Annotated in this window: 21 protein-coding genes; 2 read left to right on the forward strand and 19 right to left on the reverse strand. The window is 63.6% G+C overall.

The features are described 5' to 3' along the window. Positions 1-22 precede the first annotated feature (22 nt). The 13 genes from paaI to SO180_RS34435 form a co-directional block, all read right to left on the reverse strand. Complete coding sequence (gene paaI / locus SO180_RS34375) at positions 23-472, reverse strand: hydroxyphenylacetyl-CoA thioesterase PaaI (RefSeq protein ID WP_449383258.1); 450 nt, start codon at positions 470-472, stop codon at positions 23-25. Positions 473-574: 102 nt separating this feature from the next. Next, complete coding sequence (paaE, locus tag SO180_RS34380) at positions 575-1657, reverse strand: 1,2-phenylacetyl-CoA epoxidase subunit PaaE (protein WP_449383259.1); 1083 nt, start codon at positions 1655-1657, stop codon at positions 575-577. Positions 1658-1787: 130 nt separating this feature from the next. After that, positions 1788-2291: a 1,2-phenylacetyl-CoA epoxidase subunit PaaD gene (gene paaD, locus SO180_RS34385; RefSeq protein ID WP_449383260.1), complete on the reverse strand. Its 504-nt coding sequence runs from the start codon at positions 2289-2291 to the stop codon at positions 1788-1790. After that, complete coding sequence (paaC, locus tag SO180_RS34390; RefSeq protein WP_449383261.1) at positions 2285-3061, reverse strand: 1,2-phenylacetyl-CoA epoxidase subunit PaaC; 777 nt, start codon at positions 3059-3061, stop codon at positions 2285-2287. Before paaC ends, paaD begins: the two co-directional genes overlap by 7 nt. Next, complete coding sequence (gene paaB / locus SO180_RS34395) at positions 3061-3348, reverse strand: 1,2-phenylacetyl-CoA epoxidase subunit PaaB (RefSeq protein WP_092186062.1); 288 nt, start codon at positions 3346-3348, stop codon at positions 3061-3063. The genes paaC and paaB overlap by 1 nt, the downstream gene beginning before the upstream one ends. Positions 3349-3358: 10 nt before the next feature. Beyond that, positions 3359-4351, reverse strand: a complete 993-nt coding sequence (paaA, locus tag SO180_RS34400) for a 1,2-phenylacetyl-CoA epoxidase subunit PaaA (protein ID WP_449383262.1) — start codon at positions 4349-4351, stop codon at positions 3359-3361. Positions 4352-4426: 75 nt separating this feature from the next. After that, on the reverse strand, positions 4427-5293 hold the full coding sequence (paaX, locus tag SO180_RS34405; protein WP_449383263.1) for a phenylacetic acid degradation operon negative regulatory protein PaaX: 867 nt from the start codon (positions 5291-5293) through the stop codon (positions 4427-4429). Positions 5294-5439: 146 nt separating this feature from the next. Beyond that, positions 5440-6210, reverse strand: a complete 771-nt coding sequence (locus SO180_RS34410; protein WP_449383264.1) for an esterase/lipase family protein — start codon at positions 6208-6210, stop codon at positions 5440-5442. Between the two features lie 186 nt (positions 6211-6396). Beyond that, positions 6397-7683, reverse strand: coding sequence for a DUF445 domain-containing protein (locus SO180_RS34415; RefSeq protein WP_449383265.1), 1287 nt, complete (start codon positions 7681-7683; stop codon positions 6397-6399). A gap of 167 nt (positions 7684-7850) precedes the next feature. Further along, on the reverse strand, positions 7851-8306 hold the full coding sequence (locus SO180_RS34420) for a phasin (RefSeq protein ID WP_449383266.1): 456 nt from the start codon (positions 8304-8306) through the stop codon (positions 7851-7853). 215 nt (positions 8307-8521) lie between these two features. After that, complete coding sequence (locus SO180_RS34425; RefSeq protein WP_449383267.1) at positions 8522-9115, reverse strand: GNAT family N-acetyltransferase; 594 nt, start codon at positions 9113-9115, stop codon at positions 8522-8524. After that, a complete protein-coding gene (locus SO180_RS34430) occupies positions 9112-10194 on the reverse strand; it encodes an alpha/beta fold hydrolase (protein WP_449383268.1) in 1083 nt (360 codons plus the stop codon). The genes SO180_RS34425 and SO180_RS34430 overlap by 4 nt, the downstream gene beginning before the upstream one ends. Then, on the reverse strand, positions 10191-10571 hold the full coding sequence (locus tag SO180_RS34435) for a hypothetical protein (protein WP_449383269.1): 381 nt from the start codon (positions 10569-10571) through the stop codon (positions 10191-10193). Before SO180_RS34435 ends, SO180_RS34430 begins: the two co-directional genes overlap by 4 nt. Before the next feature lie 168 nt (positions 10572-10739). Here SO180_RS34435 and SO180_RS34440 point away from each other — a divergent pair, with 168 nt between their 5' ends. Then, positions 10740-11660 carry an alpha/beta fold hydrolase gene (locus SO180_RS34440; RefSeq protein ID WP_449383270.1) on the forward strand — a complete coding sequence of 307 codons (921 nt, stop codon included), beginning with the start codon at positions 10740-10742 and terminating at the stop codon, positions 11658-11660. On the opposite strand, the gene SO180_RS34445 is transcribed toward SO180_RS34440, so the two are convergent. From SO180_RS34445 to SO180_RS34470, 6 genes are all read right to left on the reverse strand, one after another. Further along, positions 11657-12331, reverse strand: coding sequence for a polyamine aminopropyltransferase (locus SO180_RS34445; RefSeq protein ID WP_449383276.1), 675 nt, complete (start codon positions 12329-12331; stop codon positions 11657-11659). The two genes, SO180_RS34440 and SO180_RS34445, sit on opposite strands and share 4 nt — an antisense overlap. A 31-nt stretch (positions 12332-12362) precedes the next feature. Beyond that, positions 12363-15599, reverse strand: a complete 3237-nt coding sequence (locus tag SO180_RS34450; RefSeq protein ID WP_449383271.1) for a bifunctional cytochrome P450/NADPH--P450 reductase — start codon at positions 15597-15599, stop codon at positions 12363-12365. Between the two features lie 130 nt (positions 15600-15729). Further along, the gene (locus tag SO180_RS34455; RefSeq protein ID WP_449383277.1) at positions 15730-16725 is read right to left on the reverse strand and encodes an alpha/beta fold hydrolase; all 996 of its coding nucleotides are present in this window, start codon (positions 16723-16725) and stop codon (positions 15730-15732) included. Between the two features lie 23 nt (positions 16726-16748). Beyond that, positions 16749-18299, reverse strand: coding sequence for a WS/DGAT/MGAT family O-acyltransferase (locus tag SO180_RS34460; RefSeq protein ID WP_449383272.1), 1551 nt, complete (start codon positions 18297-18299; stop codon positions 16749-16751). Positions 18300-18346: 47 nt separating this feature from the next. Then, positions 18347-19150 (reverse strand): esterase/lipase family protein, encoded by an 804-nt coding sequence (locus tag SO180_RS34465; protein WP_449383273.1) that lies wholly within the window; start codon positions 19148-19150, stop codon positions 18347-18349. Continuing rightward, on the reverse strand, positions 19150-19407 hold the full coding sequence (locus tag SO180_RS34470) for a DUF6489 family protein (RefSeq protein ID WP_449383274.1): 258 nt from the start codon (positions 19405-19407) through the stop codon (positions 19150-19152). Before SO180_RS34470 ends, SO180_RS34465 begins: the two co-directional genes overlap by 1 nt. Before the next feature lie 306 nt (positions 19408-19713). On the opposite strand from SO180_RS34470, the gene SO180_RS34475 reads away from it, so the two are divergent. Continuing rightward, a partial coding sequence (locus SO180_RS34475; RefSeq protein ID WP_449383275.1) for an ABC transporter substrate-binding protein occupies positions 19714-20256 on the forward strand: 543 nt, incomplete at its 3' end.

Genomic DNA, 20256 nt, shown 5'->3' on the forward strand with positions numbered 1-20256 from the left:
CATCATTTATTTGTTTTTGTGTTCACTGATCCTGCGGTGGCAGCCACGTGCCGGGAATGACACGCGAATGCCCGCGGAATTCGGCGATGACGGCCTCGCCGGCGGTGACGCGCACGTCATAGATGCCGGAGCGGCCGCTGCGGGTGACCTCGCGCGCTCTTGCAATGAGGCGATCACCGAGCTTGCCCGGCCGGATGAATGTGATCTGACCTTGCGCCGCGACGACGCGTTCATTGTGCGAGTTGCAGGCGAACGCGAAGGCGGAATCCGCGAGCGTGAAGATGAAGCCGCCATGGGCGATGCGCTGGCCGTTGACCATGTCCGGCCGCACCGTCATCGCCAGCGTCGCAAAGCCCGGGCCGATCTCGACGACCTCCATGCCGAGACCTTGCGAGGCATCGTCCTCCGCCCACATCGCATCGGCGCAGGCGCGGGCGACGTCTTCCGGTGACAGGGCTGCTTTGACGTTCACTCGCGTCTCCCACTTGTTATTTTTGTGTGCGATGTTCTGCCGATCGCTCAAGACTGTCAAATAATGCGACGCATTTGCACCATCAGGTTCTGATGCACCTTCTCAGACATGGTCGTAGTCGACCACGACCCGCTCCGACGAGGGTTTTGCCTGGCAAGTCAGGACGAAGCCCGCCTTCAGCTCCCAAGGCTCCAGCGAATAGTTGATGTCCATCGGCGCCTCGCCCTCGACCAGCTTGGCGCGGCAGGTCGAGCACATGCCGCCCTTGCAGGCAAACGGCAGATCGACGCCGGCGCGCAGTGCGGCATCGAGGATGGCTTCGTCCTCGGCGACCGGAACATCGCGGCGCTTGCCGTCGATGATCAGCGACGCGACGGCCTTGGGCGGCGCATCGACTGCGACCTCCTTCTTCGGACGCGGCTTGCCGCCGAACTCGGACACGAAGCGCTCGACGTGGATGCGATCGTCCGCAATGCCGAGGTCGCGGCAGGTCGCCTCGATCTCCTCGCTCATGCCAAGGGGGCCGCAGACGAAGACGTGATCGACGCTCGCGGCCGGTACGAGCGAGCGCAGCAGCACCCTCACCTTCTCGCCGTCGAGCCGGCCATGCAGGATCGGGATATCCTGCTCCTCGCCGGAGATGACGTGGAAGATCGAGAGCCGATCGATGAACCGGTCCTTGAGTTCCTCGAGCGCCTCCAGGAACATGATGTTGTCGGTCGCGCGGTTGCCGTAGAACAGGAAGAAGCGGCTCCTGGGTTCGCGCGCCAGCACGCCTTTCACGATCGAGAGGATCGGCGTGATGCCAGACCCCGCGGCAAAGCCGACATGGACGCGCGCGGCGTCGCCTTGCGGGATCGCACCGAAGCGCCCGGTCGGCGTCATCACGTCGAGCTCGTCGCCGCACTTCAATTCGTCCGCGGCCCAATTCGAAAACGCGCCACCGTCGACTTTCTTCACGGCGATGCGAAGCTCACCGTCGTCAGGACCCGAGCAGATCGAATAGGAGCGGCGCACCTCCTCACCGTCGAGCATGGTGCGGAGCGTCAGATACTGACCGGGCGTGAAAGTATAGTCGCTCGCGAGCTCGCGCGGAATGACGAAGGTCATCGACACGGCGTCCGAGGCTTCGCGACGGAGGTCGTTGACGGTGAGGCGATGAAAACGTGGTGCGGCTGCGGACACCGTGGACACCTAGATTTGGCCCACCGCCGTCATTGCGGGGAGCGAAGCGACGACGCAATCCAGAATCCCTCCGAGGAGACAGTCTGGATTGCTTCGCTCGCAATGACGATGGGCTGGCATTGTGCGTTTCTCAATGGCACTTGAAATAATCGAACGGTTCGCGGCAGGACTTGCAGCGCCAGAGCGCCTTGCAGGAGGTCGAGCCGAATTCGGACAACAGCTCGGTATGCACAGAGCCGCATTGCGGACATGCGACGGCTTGCTCGCCGAACAGCGCACGACGCGAGCTCGAGGCCTGCGGCGGCGCGATGCCATAGGCGCGGAGTTTCTGGCGGCCGTCCTCGCTCATCCAGTCGGTGGTCCAGGCCGGCGACAAGACCGTGCGCACCTTGGGCCGCGCGAAACCGGCGCGCTCCAGCGCCAGCTCGATTTCGAGCGCGATCATGTTCATCGCCGGGCAGCCCGAATAGGTCGGCGTGATCGCGACCTCGACGCGATCACCGTCAACGACAACATCCCGCAGCACGCCGAGATCGGCAATGGTCAGCACCGGGATCTCCGGATCGACCACGGTTGCCGCAGCGTTCCATGCGCGCTGGCGCAGATCGCTCTCGCTGTCGAGAGCCGTCACCATGTCAATCCCGGGAAGGTCCGCTGCATCGACTGCAACTCGCTGAGGAGATGGCCGAGATGCTCGCTGTGTCGGCCCACGCGGCCACCCTGCTGCATCCAGCTGTTTTGCGGTAGCGTGAGTGTCGCCTCGCGGACGACATCGGAGAGCGTCGTCAGCCAGCGATCGCGCAACGTCGCCGGATCGATCGCGATGCCGGCATCGATCAGGCCGCGCTCGCCTTCGTCGACGGCAAACATCTCGCCGGTGAAGGCCCAGAGGTGATCGATCGCTCCTTGCGCACGCGCGTGGCTCTCCTCGGTTCCGTCGCCGAGGCGGATGATCCATTCCGAGGCATGGCGCAAATGATAGGCGCTTTCCTTCTCGGACTTGGCGGCAATCGCAGCGAGCGTCGCATCGCACGAATTCATCATCGCCCGCCAATAGAGATCTGCGAAGGCGGAATAGAAGAACTGCCGCACCAGAGTCTGGGCGAAGTCACCGTTCGGCTGCTCGACCAGCAGCAGGTTGCGGTACTGCCTGACATCACGCAGGTAGGCGAGCTTGTCCTCGTCATTGCTTTTGCCTTCGACCTTGGCCGCATAGGTGTAGACCTCGCGGGCGTGGCCGATGAGGTCGAGCGCGATGTTGGAGAGTGCCATGTCCTCTTCCAGCATCGGCGCGTGTCCGCACCATTCCGACAGCCGATGCCCGAGGATCAACGCATCATCGGCGCGGCGCAGGGCGTAGAGCACCAGCGGCGTCTCGGAGACCTGGATGTTGGCGACGGGCATCACATGTGCCCCACTTCTTCCGGCACCTCGTAAAACGTCGGGTGCCGGTAGATCTTGGATTCCGCCGGCTCGAACATCATGCCCTTCTCGGCGGGATCACTCGCCGTAATGGCAGTGGACGGCACGACCCAGATCGACAAACCTTCGCCGCGACGGGTGTAGATGTCGCGCGCGGCTTGCAAGGCCATGGTGGCGTCGCTCGCATGCAGCGAGCCGACATGCTTGTGCGCAAGACCGTTGCGGCTGCGGATGAAGACTTCCCACAGCGGCGTGTTCGGCGTCGTCATCGTGATCTCCCTATTCGGCGGCTTGCGCGGTCTGGCGATGCAGGCGCTTGGCTGCATAGCTAGCTGCTGCCTCGCGCACCCAGGCGCCCTCGTCATGCGCCTTGCGGCGCGCGGCGATGCGGTCGCGGTTGCAGGGGCCGTTGCCGGCGAGCACCTGCTTGAATTCGGTCCAGTCGATCTCGCTGTAGCGCCAGTGCCCGTCGTCATCCTGCGTCATGCCGGGGTCGGGAATGGTAAGGCCGAGATACTGCGCCTGCGGCACGGTCGCATCGACGAACTTCTGGCGCAGCTCGTCATTGGAGAAGCGCTTGATCTTCCATTTCGTCGAGGCATCGCTGTGCTGGCTCGCGGCATCGGGCGGGCCGAACATCATCAGCACCGGCCACCACCAGCGATTCAATGCGTCCTGCGCCATCGCCTTCTGCTCATCCGAGCCGCGGCACAGCGTCAGCATGATCTCGTAGCCCTGGCGCTGGTGGAAGGACTCTTCCTTGCAGACGCGGATCATCGCGCGGGCGTAGGGGCCATAGGAGCAGCGGCACAGCGGGATCTGGTTCATGATCGCGGCGCCGTCAACCAGCCAGCCGATGGTACCGATATCGGCCCAGGTCAGCGTCGGATAATTGAAGATCGAGGAATACTTGGCCTTGCCGGCGAGCATCGCATCGACGAGCTCCTCGCGCGAGGAGCCGAGCGTCTCGGCGGCGGCATAGAGATAGAGCCCGTGGCCACATTCGTCCTGCACTTTCGCAAGCAGCGCCGCCTTGCGGCGCAGCGTCGGCGCGCGGGTGATCCAATTGCCCTCGGGCAGCATGCCGACGATTTCGGAATGAGCGTGCTGGGAGATCTGACGGGTGAGCGTCTTGCGATAGGCCGCCGGCATCCAGTCGTTCGGCTCGATGCGCTCCTCGGCATCGACGCGCGCCTGGAACTGTGCAGCCTTGGCGGCATCCTCGAGGCCGCGATCATCGGCCTCGGCCGTATTCAGCGCCTGGGTGTACATGCGCATCCTCCCGATTTATTGGGAGGCAAGATATAACAGAAATTAGATCATGCAAGATATTTCTGTAACATAAACTCAAACCTCGAATCTCCTTTCCAGGAGCTTCCGGGCGGCCGGCAATGACCCCTTTTCATTGGTTCCATGACCATCAAGCCATTGTTCCGACGGGGCGAGCAGTGCGCGATAGATCTCAGCACAGAGCTCGCGAGCCGCCCTGCCCGGCCAGTCCGCCGGCAACAATTCACCTGGCAGGAGTGGATCGCGCAGCACGACGCGGCGGTAGTAGTGGATCAGCAGGATGCGCGCGGTGAAAGCGTCGGCGTCGGCGAGGTCAGTGCCGCGCGCAATCGCGGCGCGCAACGGCTCGAACATCTTCATGAATCTGAGATAGGCATCGGCCGTACGATCAAGCGGCCAGCTCGCGCGGAGCAGGCGGCGGCCGCTGTCATCCTCGGCCGAGACCTCGAGGCGGATCGCGCCGGCAGCCTCGTCAGGCACCGCCACGCCCGATGGCGCAACCCATACGCCGGGCAACGGGCTGCCAAAGCCGGCATTGCGCAGCGCTTCACGCGAGGCGTCGCGGTCCTCGCCATTGGCGATCAGCAGCAGTTCGAAGCGGCCGGTCCAGTCGGATGGCGGCGGATCGTAGATGTGGCGCGTCGCGGCCTCGAAGGTCTGGCGGCCTTTTTCAGCGAGGCGATAGAAACTATTGCGGCCGACTTTCTCGCGCGTCAACCAGCCGTCGGCGGCAAGCCGCGACATCGCAGTGCGGACGACGCCGCTGTCGATGTCGAGACCTTCAAAAAATTCGAGCAACGTGCCGAGCCACACCGAACCGCCGCGCGGCACGATGGCATCGCCGAACACGGTGATGACGATGGAGCCGGTGCGCGACGGCTCGCGCTTGAGCTGGTCGATGATGCGGGAAAGCGGATGCGCCATGCGTCAGGCATAGCGCGATTTGCGCTAATGCCAAAGCTGGGCTCGATCCTCAGGATGAGGTCGAACAGCTACCGTTAGAGATTCGATCTCAACCCTCATGGTGAGGAGCGCGGCAAAGCCGCGCGTCTCGAACCATGCAGGCCCGCTCAGCGATGCGGATCCGGGTAGACCAGGCTGCGCCAGCCGCCGCGATCGAAGGGCTGCCACTGGCCCTCTTTCTGCGCCAGACGATCAGCCACCGCGTAGACCGCCGCAGGATGGTGCCCCATGCCGCAATGGCTGCTCTCGACCTCGATGCTCTCGCTCTCAGCGCCCGTCTTCTCCATGCAGCCCTGCCAGGCGCAGACGCCGTCGGTACGGCTGAAGATGGCGGTGGTCGGCACCGGCGGCGGAACGGCGAGGTCGCCGCCGAAACGCGGATCGACCTCGTCGGCTTTGCGACCGCTCGCCCATTCATAGACGCGCCAGGCATTGGTCGAGCGCGGATCGCCCGCAAAGGGACTGCCGAGCGTGATCACCTGGCGTACGCGCTCCGGCATCATCTTGGCAAGCTGGCGCGCATAGAGGCCGCCCAGGCTCCAGCCGACCAGGCTGATCTTGCGACCATGGGTGTCGCTGAGCTCCTGGACCAGATCGACCATCGCATGCTGCACGCCCGGGCGCAGGCCATAGTTGCGGCCCTGGCGCCAGCCGCTCACCGCATAGCCCTTGCCCTTCAGGAAGGAACGCAGAGGACGCGTCGAGGCGTCGGATGCGACGAGGCCGGGCAGCACCAGCACCGGATGGCCGTCGCCACGCGCCGCGAGGCTTAGGAGCGGTAGCGCGCCGAGGAAGGCGCCGAGCTCGTGGATCGCCCGGCCCTCCAGAAACATCAGGGTGCGGGACGGCGGACGCAGCGTCTGGGCAGTAGCGGTCATCACTATTTCCTCTGAAGGCGCCGGCCGCGGTGCCGGTCAATGGGCATGAATTCCAAGACGCCGGCTTCTTGATCGTTCCGCAGCGCAACATGAATCAACTAGGCGGCCGGTTCCCGACATTCAAGCCGGGGAAATCGGGAGCGACAATAGGCCCGCGCGTTAATGCTAACGGTCGTGACGCAAAAGTCACAGCAATCGAAGCAGGAATTCTACGGAGTAGAGCGCAAGACCCGCCAGCCCGCCGATCATCGAGCCGTTGAAGCGGATGTATTGCAGGTCGCGGCCGATGTTGATTTCGATCAGCGAAATCAACTGCGTCATATTCCACGACTTGACCTGGTCGGAGATGAAGGTCGAGACGCCGCTCTTCTGGTCGGCGATGAAGCTGCGCAGCACCGTGACCAGGCCTTTGTTGATCTCGCCGCGCAGCTCCGCATCGCCCGCGAGCGCCTCTCCGGCCGCGACGAACATGCCTGCAAGATGATGCTGGAGCACTTGCGTCTCGCCGGAGGCACTGCGTTCGATGAAGGCGCGCGTGTTGGCCCACACTGTGCGCGCAAGGTCAGCAAGCTCGGGCCGCGCCAGGAGATCCCGCTTCAGACCGTCGATGCGGTCGATATACGTCTGGTCGGTGCCGAGCCGGTCGACGAAGGTCAGCACCATGCGGTCGAACTCGCCGCGGAACGGATGCTTGGGATCGCTGCGCACCTCCTCGAAGAAGGCGCTGGCTGAGGCCACGATCTTGTTCACCAAAAACTTGTCGGCACGGTATAGCGTGAGCAAAGTCGGCAGCTCCGCGCGCACCTTCTCGCGGATCATCGCCATGGTCTCCTTGCCCGTCAGCGTGTCGTGCATGACGCGCAGGAGATCGTCGAACAGGACCTGGTGTCGCCCCTCCGCCACGAAGCCGCGCAACGTCCCGGCCGCAAGCGGCGCGAGGTCGATGGCCTGCAGTTGCGAGGACATGCGGCGGATGATGAAGGTCATCAGGCCCGAGCTTTCCGTTGCGGAGAAAGCCTCCGGCAACAGCCGCAGCGCAAAGCGCGCGAGATCGTCGCTGCGCTTGCGATCGCGCAGCCAGTCGGCAATGAAGGAGCCGAAGTCGATTTCCTTCAGCTTCGCCTCGACCGGACCCGCCTCGAGGAAATGCAGCTGGATGAATTCGCCGAGCTTGTCGGCGATGCGGGCCTGATTGCTCTGGATGATCGCGGTATGCGGGATCGGCAGGCCGAGCGGCCGCTTGAACAGCGCCACAACGGCGTACCAGTCGGCGAGCCCGCCGATGGTCGCGGCTTCCGCAAACGCCGCGATGAAGCCGAATACGGGGTGCACGTTGAGCAGCCATTTCGCGACCACGAACAGCGCGAGCGTCGAGGCCAGCACGAACGTCGCCAGCGCCTTCACGCGCCGCAGCTCGGCTGCGCGCTCGGCGTCGCCGGGGACATCGAAGGAGAAGGTGCCGGATGTGGTCATGACTGGATCACAGTACCCGTCATTGCGAGCGAAGCGAAGCAATCCAGAATCTTCGCGCGGAAAGACTCTGGATTGCTTCGTCGCTTCACTCCCCGCAATGACAGTCGTCCAAAAAACAAGGCCCGCCGAAGCGGGCCTTAAAAACTCAATTGCTGAACTCAACGCACTTAGGCGGTCTTGTTGTAGACCTTCGCGAAATTGTCCTGAGCGGACTTCGCGCCATTGGCGGCGAGCTTGCCGAGATAGTCGGTGGTCGCCTTGGCGCGCGAGACGAACGCTTCGCCGCGGGCACGGAGCAGGCTGGACTGGATCTCGACGGCTTCGCTGACCGACTTGGCCGAAGCGAGCTTGTCGATGCCGGAGAAGAACGCCTCTGCGTCCTCGTAGATCGCCTGCTGGATGTTGCGGCTGATCTTGCCGGCCTCGGTGATGGAGTCAGCAGCCGCGTTCTCGATGGCGGCGGTCACCCGCTCGGAGCCAGCGAAAACCTCGGCAGCACGATCCTTGGCGGTGTTGGCAGTCTTCTTGACGAATTCGCGGGCAGCCTCGGGAACTTCCAGGTTCTGGATGTTCTTGAACGCGTCCTTGAAGCCCTCGAAAGCGGTGTTGGTTTCGGTCGTCATGGGGGTCTCTCCATCCTCAATTGTTTGAGCTATGGGCTCACCCCGTCCGGATTGGCCCGGGGCACGCCTTATATGGCACAGTTAATTGTGCGATGCAATATCCATATTGCACTGCGATATCACGAGATCGTGAACAGCCTCAACGGAAGGCATTGTGATGCCTCCCTAGCCATTTCGGGATCCGTTGCATCCAAACTGGGTCTGATTGCCGGATTCTAATGCCGGACGGCGCCTGGCAGCCCGTATGCCTCCATCTGGGCCTGGACCTGCGCGATGTTGTGCCCGAGCACGACGATGTCGTGGGTCTTGCCTTCGATATCCCGGACATGGTCGCGCAGCAGCGCTTCGGCCTTGAAGCCAAGGCTCTCGAACAGCGCGATCGCTGCCTGCTGGTCGACCGTCATCTGGACCGAGAGCTTTTCAAGGCCGGCACCGAGCGCGAGCGCAAACGTCTCCTGCGACACTGCCCGTCCAACTCCCTTCCCGCGCACGTCTGATGACACCACCATCCGGATCTCGCCGACATGGGGCGACCAGGAATGGGGGTCACGTACCAGCGTGCCGCAGCCGACGACCGTGCCACCCCTCACCGCCAGCAGGCTTTGAATCGCACCGCGCTCGATCTCCTTGACCCAGGCCGAGAGCACCTTCGGCTCGCTGATGTTGCGCGGCAAGAACAGGAGATCATGCGTTGGCAGCGCCTTGCCGAAGGCGAGCACGGCGGCTTCATCCGCCGGGGACATCAGGCGGATCTCGACGTCTCCAGCATCCGTCTTGACGTAACGCGGATAGGAACGGGCTTCACTCATGTCGACCTCTTCCCCAGCCAGGAGTCCAGCTTCGGCCATAGCCGCTTGATCGCGTTGGCACCCGCGACGAGCGAGACGTGGCCGCCCTTCAGCATCACCTCTTCCTTGTCCTCGGACCCGATCCTCGTGATCAGGTGCTTTGCGGCGTCATACGGCACGATGTGATCGTGCTCGGCGACCGCGTGCAGGATCGGCACCTTGATGTTTTCCAGCTTTGCCGCGCGTCCCCCGACCGACATGGTGTCGTTGAAGAGCTTGTTGTCCCACATCAGGTCCTTGGTGATGGCGCGGAAATATTCGCCGGCGAGCGGCAGCGTGTCGGTCGCCCAGCGGTCGAACATCCGGTAGGACTTGACGAACTCGTCGTTCCAGATGTTCTCCCAGAGTTGGATCTGGCTTACCGCGCGCGAGGCCGGGCGAAGCAACTCGAAGGAGGACAGGATCATCTCCGGCGGTACATTGCCGACGCTGTCGACGAGACGATCGACGTCGAAATAGCGGCGGTCGGAGAAATTTGAGAACAGCTTCATCTCGCGGAAATCGATGGGCGTGGTGAAGCAGATCAGATTCTTCATCGGCCCGTCGTTCACAATCGAGCCGTAGAGCAGCGAAAGGACGCCGCCGAAGCAATAGCCAATGATGGAGACGTCCTGCTCGCCGGAATCCTGCTGCACGCGGCGGATGCAATCGGGGATGAAGTCGAGGACGTAGTGCTCCATCGCCAGGCTCTTCTCCTCCGGCCGCGGCGCGGTCCAGTCGAGCATGTAGACGTCGTAGCCGCGTTTGAGCAGAAACTCGATGAAGCTCTGGCCCGGCACGAGATCGAGGATGTACCCGCGGTTGGTGGTGGCCATCACGATCAGCACCGGCACGCGGTAGATTTCGTCCGACATCGGGCGGTAGTGATAGAGGCTCATCGTGCCGCGCGAATGCAGCACGTCCTTCGGAGTCGAACCGAGGGTGGGACCTGAGGTCGAGAAATATTCGACGCCCTTGATGCTGCGCATGATGGCGCGCTGCACCTCGGACTGGATGCGCTCCGGGATCTCTGCGAAATCAAGTCCCGTCGGCGCATTCATTTTTGCTCTCCGCTTTCGGATGGCGGACGCTTGGTGCGCGGCGGCCGCGGTGCGCCGCCCGACTGCGTCGTGCCTGATGCAGCCGACATCTGGCTCAGCATCGACCTGATCTCGGCGAGCTGGCTTTCGATGGATTGCAGCCGTTCGGCAATGCCGGTCATCTGCTCGCGGCTCGGCAGATTCATCGAGAGAAGGTATTTCTCCATGAGATCGCCGAATTGCTTCTGAGCACCCGCAGCAGCGCCGCCGGCCCGGTTCATGGCCTGCGAGAATTCGGGCGTCTCCATCGCTTTGGTGGCGAACGAGTTGAAGCCTTTCTCCATCTCGCCAATCATCTTCTGCCACAAGGCGACCGGATCATTGATCTTGTCGGTCATCGGCGTCCTCCAGGTCGAGGGCTGTGTTGCCCTTCTTTTCCCGCCATACCACACCGTTGTGACGGGCGGGTCAACCCACGAGCGGCGGCCTGTTGTCGCGCACGCGGCTTCTTTGCAGCGGCAAACCGTGCGATACAACGTTGGTCGCCAGCAAGGGGGAACACGCCCGTGAATGCTTCCGCTCATCAGCCGCCGCAGACCGTCCGCACCAACGGCATCGACATCTGCTACGAGATTTTCGGCAACGACAACGCCGAACCTCTGCTGCTGATCATGGGGTTAGGGGCCCAGATGATCCACTGGGACGACGCGTTCTGCGAACAGCTCGCCGCACGTGGCTTTCGCGTGATCCGCTTCGACAATCGCGACATCGGCAAGTCCAGCCATCTGACCGGCGGCAAGCGGCTGACGCCGTTCGAGCTGTTGAAGCTGCGCCTCCTGAAGATTCCGGTGGCCGCAACCTACAAGCTGATCGACATGGCCAGGGACACGGTCGGCCTGATGGATGCGCTCGGGATCAAGTCGGCACATGTCGTTGGCGCCTCGATGGGTGGCATGATCGCGCAGGAGATCACGCTGTCGTTTCCGCAACGCGTGCGCTCGCTCACCTCGATCATGTCGACGACGGGCAATCCCCGCGTGCCGCCGCCGACCCGCGAGGCGGCTGCCATGCTGATGGCACCGCCGCCGCGCAGCAAGGAGGAATTCATCGTCCGCTACGGCCAGACCTGGAAAGTGCTGCGCGCAGGCCATTTTCCGGAGGAAGAGGCGCTCGATCCCGGCCGCGCGGAACGCGTATTCGCGCGCGGGCTCAATCCGGCCGGCGTCGGTCGGCAGCTTCGCGCCGTGCTCGCCTCGGGCAGCCGCAAGGAGCGCTTGCACGGCGTGAAGACGCCGACGCTGGTCATCCACGGTACCGTGGATCCGCTGGTGCACCCCGAAGGCGGCAAGGACACCGCAGCATCGATCCCCAACGCAACACTTCTGATGATCGACGGCATGGGGCACGCACTGCCGATGCGCTTCTGGCCGCAAATCATCGACGCAGTCGCCAAGCACGCCCATGGCGCCGCGGCGAAAGCGGCCTAACCTTTCCCCGCGATCCAGATTACATGGCGCGCGCCACCGCCTTTTCCGGTGGCGCGGACGTTGACTTCGTTGACCTCGAAGCCCGCGGCGCGAAGATGGCGTGAAAATTTCGCATGCGGCCCGGATGACCAGACGGCGAGCACGCCGCCCCGCCGCAGCGCCGTGTGAGCTTTTTTCAACCCCGCGGCATCGTACAAGGCGTCATTGGCCTTGCGGGTGAGACCTTCCGGACCATTGTCGACGTCAAGCAGGATCGCATCGAACCCGAGCGGATGCCCTTCGATCAACTGCCCAACATCTGTTTCACGTATGTCAACGCGAGAGTCGTTGAGACTGTCGCCAAAAATCTCGGCCATCGGACCTCGCGCCCATGCCACCACGGCAGGGACCAGCTCGGCCACCACGATCAGCGCCTTGCTTCCGAGCACGGCAAGCGCCGCACGTAGCGTAAATCCCATCCCCAATCCGCCGATGAGGACAACGGGTTTGGCTACCTTCTCGATCTGTTTGGCTGCAAGCGTCGCGAGTGCGGCCTCCGAGCCCGACAGGCGGCTGTTCATCAGCTCGTTGGTACCGAGCATGATGGAGAACTCTTTGCCGCGGCGCATCAGGCGAAGCTCGCCATCGGAGCCGGGAATCCGAGTGGTATCGATTTTTTCCCAGGGAATCATGCGCAACGTTTAGCACGATCGAGGCCGGCGGCTATCCGCCCGCCCAGACGTCGAGCACGTAGCGGTTCCTCGCGCCGAGCTCCTCGATCCAGCGCGTGCCAGCGGCAGTGTCGCTGCCACTCTTCTCGCGATAGATGGTCACCAGTGCGGCCTTCACGTCGGGCTCCATCTTGCTGCCATCGCCGCAGACATAGACGATCGCGCCCTGCTCGATCAGGCCCCACGCCTTGTCCTTCTGCGCGGCCAGCACGTGCTGCACATAGGTTTTCGGCCCCTCGGCACGCGAGAATGCAGTGAACAGCTCGGTGACGCCGCTCGCGGCCAATGCCTTCAATTCATCGGCATAAAGAAAATCCTGGTCGGGGTGGCGGCAGCCGAAGAACAGCATTGCCGGCCCCAGCGCCGCACCCTTGGCTTTTCGCGCGGCGCGCTCCTGGAGGAAACCGCGGAACGGCGCAAGCCCCGTGCCGGGGCCGATCATGATGATCGGCACTGACGAATCATCCGGCAGACGGAACCCTGCCTTGGTCTCACGCACCGTGGCGTAGATCGTGTCGCCGGCGCGGCGATCGCTGAGATAATTCGAGCAGATGCCCTTGTAGATGCCGCGACCTGAAGCAGCCGGCCCGCCGACCACGCCGACGGTGACGCTGCATCGCGCAGTATCGACCGACGGCGAGGACGAGATCGAGTAATAGCGCGGCGCCAGCAGCGAGAGCATTTCGAGATAGACATGGAACGGCAGCTCGCAGGCCGGATGCTCGACCAAGAGATCGAATACCGATTTGCGCTTGGCCAGGATCTCGGCACGGTAGCGCTCGCCAGCCTCCGCGTCGTCTCCGACGCAGGCAAGCAGCTTCGGCTTGGTCACCGGGCAGCGCGTGTGCTCCGACATGATCTGGATCTGCTTGCGCGTCGCGACCTGCTGGAGCTCGACGAAATCGGTGAGGAGCTGACCGACGGACACGCTCTCGCCGACCGGCAATTGCGCGCGGCGACCTTCAGCCACCGCGAGCTTGATCTGGTCGGCCGGCAGGAAGCCGAAGCGGCGCGCCACGGCGTCAACCAGTGCCGGATCGTTGCGCGGCACCACGCTGAGATGATCACCGACGCGGTAGCTCACGCCTTGCGGCAACTGCACCTCGATATGGCGAGTCGAGCGCTCGGACGGGTTGGGACCGCTCTTGCTCTGAAGCTCGTGGTTGACCAGGACTTTCATCGCCGCCGTGCCGCCGAGCGCAGCGATCGCGTTGACCGCACCTGGTGCGACCGGCTCGACCTTGTAGAGCGGCTCATCGTCGGCGTTGCGGCGGAAGTCCGCCGTCAGCCCCCACTCCTTCACGGCCGCGGGCGCGGCGGCGGCGAACCATGTCTCAAACTGGCCATCGAGATCGCTCCGCGCATCACCCTCGCCGCGCGCATAGAGGCTGCGCGCGCCATGCGCAGCCAGTTGCTCGTCGATGAAGCGCGGCACGGATTGATAGGTGGCGGCCCAGTCGCTGTTGCCGCAACCGAATACGGCGTAGCTCACTTTTGAGAGCGCGTCCTTCGGCATCTCGCCATGGAGCCATTTGACGAACTGCGTGGCATTGTCCGGCGGCGCGCCGTTGTAGGAGGCGCAGAAGATCAGCACACCGCCCTCCTCCGGCAGCTTGCCGGCGTAATCGTCCAGCGGTGCGAGCTTGCTGGCAAAGCCGTTGACCTGAGCAAGATCGGCAACGCGCATCGCCAGCTCTTCAGCCGTGCCGAGATTGGAGCCATAGAGCACCAGCAGCGGCGTGTTGTGCCCGGGGCGCGTGGTGGCGCGTGGTACAGCCGCACCGGCACTCGTGGTCGCTGTCGCAGCGCCGGAATAGGCGGCGCGTTCGCGATCGGCGCGCGCATGGACCTTGATCTTGAAGCCTTCCGGCTTGATGGTCAGCGTTTCCTTCAGGTGCATCTGGTAACGCTGGTGGTCGATCAGCCTAAAGCGCTGGAGGATCATGCCGAGCGCAAGTGCGGCCTCGTGCATGGCAAAGCCCCGACCGATGCAGGCGCGCTGGCCGTTGCCGAACGGCTTCCAGGCATTGACGGGACGCTTGGCTTCCGCCTCGCGGCTGAAGTTCTCGGGATCGAACGCATCGGGGTTGGGTCCCCAGATGCTGGAATCGCGATGCAGCGCGGTCACCAGGATTGTGGTGAAGGTGCCCTTCTTCAGCTTGTACTTGCCTCCACCGATGGTCTCGTCCTTCAGCGGCGAGATGCCGTAGGCGGGCGCGGGCGGCCACAGCCGCAGCGCCTCCTTCAAAACCTGCGTGATGTAGGTGAGCTGCGTGACCTGCTGATAGGTCGGCCTGGCATTGACGTCGGGACCGAAGACGCGGTCGACCTCGTCATAGGCTTTCTTGAGAATGTCCGGGTGCTTGAGCAGCGCGTAGATGGTGTAGGACAACAGACCGCTGGTGGTCTCGTGTCCCGCGATCAGGAACGTATTGATCTGGTAGCGGATGTTGACGTCGTCGAGCTGCTGGCCGGTCGAGCGGTCGACGCCGGTCATCATGGCCGCGAGCATGTCCTTCTTGTCGTCCGAGCCTTCCGCGCTTTTGCGCCGTTCGGCGATGATCTCATCGACCATCTTGTTCATGAAGGCCACGTCCTCGGCAAGCGTCTTCCGCCGCTTCTGCATCCAGAGCTGCTCGAACGGCAGGCCGCGGGTCATCATGATGGTCTCGAGCGAGCGCACCAGCGACTCGACGAAGGGATGGTAGTCGCGCCGGTAGAAGGAATTGAAGCGGTAGTCGAAGCCACACAGACCGATCGTATCCAGCGTCAGCGCGGTCATGTCGTGGACGACGTCGATCTCGTCGTCCGCGTTGAGCCGCTCCCATTTCTTGACGAGCTGCTCTGCGATATCGACCATGCTCGGGTGATAGGATTGCATGGCCCGGTTGCCGAACGGCTGGAGCAGGATGTTGTGGGCCTTGCTCCAGTTCGGTTCGTTGGTGTCGGCCGTGAAGAGACCATCGCCACCGACGGCGCGCACCCGGCGCAGCGCGCCGCGCACCACCTTGTCGAAGCGCTTCTCGTCCGAGAGCTCGTCGACGAGGTCATGGCCTGAGACGATGACGATCGGCGCCCCCATCATGTCGAGCCAGAAGATCGGACCTAGCTCCTTGGCGAGACGCGTCAGATGCTGCACGGGTGCAGCCGAATCCAGCGACAGCATGTTGCCGACCACCGGTTTGGTCGGCGGATGCGGGATCGGGTCCAGACGGTTCTTGGATGACATTAAGTGCGCTTCCCCCAATTGCGTCATTCCGGGGCGATGCGCAGCATCGAACCCGGAATCTCGAGGTTCCGGGTTCGGTCCTTCGGACCGCCCCGGAACGACAGCTCAACTCACACCGATGACCGCGTCGTCACCCAAACCGCCTTCTACGCCATTCGATCAGCTTGGCGCTGACCTCTTCCGGCTTTTCCTGCTGCGTCCAATGGCCGCTATCCCGCACCAGATATTTTTCGAGATCCGGCACCAGCCTCTCCATGCCGTCTGCCGCCGAGGGCGGCAGCACCGCGTCGTTCTCGGCCATGATCATCAGCGACGGCACGCGCACGTGATGATCCAGCTCCTTGGAGTTCTGCCAGTTGCGGGTAAAGTTGCGGTACCAGTTGATGCCGCCGGTGAAGCCGGTCTTGGTGAAGGCATCGACGAACACCTTCTTCTCCTCGGCCGACAGGATCGGCGTGCGCGCATCGAATTTTGCATCGTAGGCCGCAATCATCTGCGGAAACGCGAGGTTGGTTTTCGACGACGCTCCGACCCCTGCAACGGGCGGCTCGGTCGGCTTCGCGTCCGGCCGTGGCAGCGGCTTGCGCATGAAGGCATCGAAGGTCTGCTCGACGCGGCTGCCAAAAATCCTGTCCGGCTCGCGCGCCGGGTCCTGGAACTGCACGATGTACATCTGATCGCCGAACCGCTTGCGGAACAGCTCGATCGGATCGGCCGGCGCACGGTCCCAATGCGGCGTGTTCACGCCGACGACGCCGGCGACCCGCGAAAGGTGGCGCAGCGGCATCTGCCAGACGATGAAGCCGCCCCAGTCGTGGCCGACGAAGATCGCCTTGTCGATCTCGAGATAGTCGAGCAGACCGACGAGATCGCCGGTCAGGTGTTCCATGTCGTAGTCCTCGACCGGCTCCGGCCGATCGGTCGCGCCATAGCCGCGCTGGTCCGGCGCGATCACGCGGATGCCGGCCTCGCTCAGCGCCTTGATCTGGTGACGCCAGGAGAAGGCGAGCTCCGGCCAGCCGTGGCACAGCACCATCGGCGGCTTGTCGCTCTTCGGGCCCGCCTCGTAATAGCCCATGCGAATTCCGTTCGTCTGCACGAACTTGAGCGGCGGCATTTCAATCATCATGGGCTTCCTGGCAAACTTTCCTACTCGGCGGCGCCCTTGACGTCGGTCGCAGGCGGCGCGTAGGCCGCTTCCAGCGCGGCAAACTCTTCCGGCAGCATGTCGCACATCACCTGCACATGCGGGATGATGTTGGCGCCGACAATGAAGCCGAAATCGAGCTGGTCGCGATAGCTCTGCACGGTGATGTTGAGCGCCTGCCCGTGGGTGGAGATCGACACCGGATAGATGTGCAGCAGCTCGGCACCCGCGGCATAGAGCGTCTGCCGCGGCCCCGGCACGTTGGAGACGGTGATGTTGGCGGCCGGCGGCAGCACGTCCGACAGGTTCGAGCGGCTGTAGAGCAGCGCCAGGATCTGCGTCATCATCGGCGCGCCAAGCATCGAGATGTTGGAGACCTGCGGCATCAGCGCGCGCAGTGGATGCGACATCTCCTTGGCCTTGGTCGACTGTGCGATGATCGCCTCAAGCCGTCCCTTGGGATCGTCGACATTGGTGGCGATCGAGCAGATCATGCCGAACACCTGATTGTTGGCCTCGGTATTGCCCTCCTCGCGGAGCGAGATCGGCACCGCCGCGGTGAGCGATTTCGCGGGCAGCGTGCCGTATTGCTGGAGATAGCGCCGCACCACGCCGGAGGCGAGCGCGAGCACCACGTCATTGAGCTTGCCGCCGGCCTGCTTGGCGAGCGCCTTGGCACGCGAGAGCGGGATCGAGACGCCGGCAAAGCTGCGCTCGGAAGAGATCGACTTGTTGAGCATGGTCGGTGGCGAGACCATGCTGGCAAGGCTTTCGCGCGAGTTCGGATCGGATATCTTGCCGAGCACGTCGGAGACGCTCTTGAGCACGGTCGGAATGTTACCGGCAAAGCGCACCGCGCTTTCGATCTGGTACATCGCATTGTCGAATAGGATCGAGCCGATATCGCTCTTGCCCGTGCGCGGCAGTTGCAGGTTCTTGGCGGCTTGCGAGGCCTCGAGCGGCTGGGTGAAGAGTTGCTGGTAGGAATCGAGCAGATTGGCGGCGATGTCGCGCGGCTCCTGGCCGGGCTTCGCACCGCCCACCGGCGGATCGACCGTCCGCGGGATCGGCGAGATGTCGTAGATCATGTTGGTCAAGGCCGCGCCGGCGCCGCCGTCGATGGCGGCATGGTGCATCTTGGAATAGAGACCGACCTCGTTGTCCTTCATGCCCTCGAACACGTAGAACTCCCAGAGCGGACGGGCGCGGTTCAACAGCTTGGCATGCATCCAGCCGACGATGCGCTCGAGGGTGGCGCGGTCGCGCGGCGCCGGCAGGCTGGCGCGGAAGATGTGACGGTCGATGTCGAACTGGTCGTCCTCGACCCAGGAGGGATGGTCGATGTCGAGCGGCGCCTTTTCGAGGCGTGCTTTCAGGATCGGCGCGATGTGCAACCGCGAGGCGATCATCGCCTTAAAGTCTTCGAAGAAGTCGCCCTTGTAGTCGTCAGGCAGGCGAAAGATCGCCATGCTGCCGACATGCATCGGCATCTCCGGCGTTTCGAGATAGAGAAACGACGCATCCAGCGACGACAGCTTCTTACCGTCACCCATAGTTCCCTCCGACTTACATTGGACAGGCGCCTTACCGGCGCTTCTTGTCAGGCCGACACTGTAGGGGCCGGCGGGGCATATGCAATGGCAAACGGGCCTGCCGCCCGGTCGAATGGCCAGAACTCCCCTTCCGGTTGCGCCAGCCGATCGGCCACGGCCCAGAGCGCTGCGGGGTTGACGCCGAGCCCGATGTGGCTGGCGAAATAGACCTCGATGTTCTCGGCACGCTCGCAGGGCCGGCACTGGCAGGTTTGCCAGTGCACGATCCCGTCGCTGCGCGAAAAGATCGAGCTGCTCGGCACCGGCAGGTCGCCGGCGATGGCCTCGCGCAGCTCGGAAAAGTCCTCGACCCGTTCGCCCGACAGCGTCTCGTAGAGCCGCGTCGCATTGGTCGCCCGCACGTCATTGGCGAAGGGGCTGCCGAGCGTGACGACATAGCGGACCATCTCGGGCGCCTGCAGCGCGAGGTCGCGGGCATAGACGCCGCCAAGGCTCCATCCGACGAGGCTTACCTTGCGCCCGGTCGCGGCATGAATTTCCGCCAGGCGGACACGAAGCGAGTCCCGGACGCGCGCCAGCCCGCCGAGATTGCGGCCCATGCGCCAGGCCTGGGCGTCATAGCCGAGTTCGCGTAGATAGCGGCGCATCGGCGCCATCGAGAGGTCGCTGGCGAGAAAGCCCGGCAGTGCCAGCACCGGATGGCCGTCGCCCTTTGGCGCCTGCATCAGAAGCGGCGACAGGAACAGGCTGGCGTTGAATTCGAACAGGCCGCGCGCCTCCGCGAGCAGGAGCCCGAGGCCCGGCGGACGAAGCCGGGGCGGCACCTCTGCTCCGTCCTGCCCGGCCGGCATTATTTCTTCTTGTCGCTGCTGCGCGGGGCACCGAGACCGGCCATCGTCACGAACATGTTCTGAAACTGCTCGGCGATCTTCGGATCGAAGGTGAACCAGCTCTGGATCAGCGATTCCGGCGAGACCTTTTCGATGTTGCTCAGCACCTGCTGCTGCAACTTGTCCATCACCGCCGTCTGCATCGGCCCCACGTCGGGCAACCCGAAGAACTGGCGGGCCTCGAGAGGGGTGCAGTCAATTTCGATGTTAACCTTCATGTCCCCTCCTGATCGGATTCGGGCGGCCCTGCCGCAGTATCACCGCGAGTTGTGGTGCGACGCAAGCGACCTGATGCGGGCGCCACATGGCCCATCCCGCAATCAGTCAATATGGTCAATCAAAAGTCGAATGTCGCCGGCGGGCGATCTGTCGGACTATCGGTCAGCATTGCTGCACAGCGGCGCAAGTTGGCGCGTTCCTTGCTGGAATGGCGCTTGCACGGTGCAAAAACTCTGGGCAACATGGATTCATCAACCGGCCGAACAATCAAAAATCACGGCACGGCAGAGTGGAGAGGGTCAAGAATGTCGGTACGTCAGGGTCTTTTAGCGATGACGCTTGCCTCGGCGCTTGCGTTGGCGGTCTCACCGGCCATCAGCCAGACACTGCGCTACGCCAACCAAGGCGAGCTGAAATCGCTTGATCCCTACACGCTGAATGAAAGCACCACCCACGCCCATCTCGGCCATGTCTATGAGGGTCTCGTCGAGCGGGACAAGGACCTGAAGATCATCCCGGCCTTGGCCGAAAGCTGGGAAATACCGGAGCCGACCCGCTGGCGCTTCCATTTGCGCAAGGGTGTGAAATTCCACAATGGCGATCCCTTCACCGCTGATGACGTGGTGTTCTCCGCCGACCGGGTGCGCGCCCCGGGCTCGAACTTGCAGAACCGTCTCCCCGCCGACGCCAAAGTCGTCAAGGTCGACGACTACACCGTCGATTTCGTCCTCAGCTCGCCAAACCCCATCCTCCACGGGCAGTGGGACGTCTGGTACATCATGGACAAGAAATGGGCCGAGGCGAACAATGCGGTGGCACCGACGCCGGTCGCCGCCACGACCCCGAGC

It is taken from the genome of Bradyrhizobium sp. UFLA05-112 (assembly GCF_053572325.1).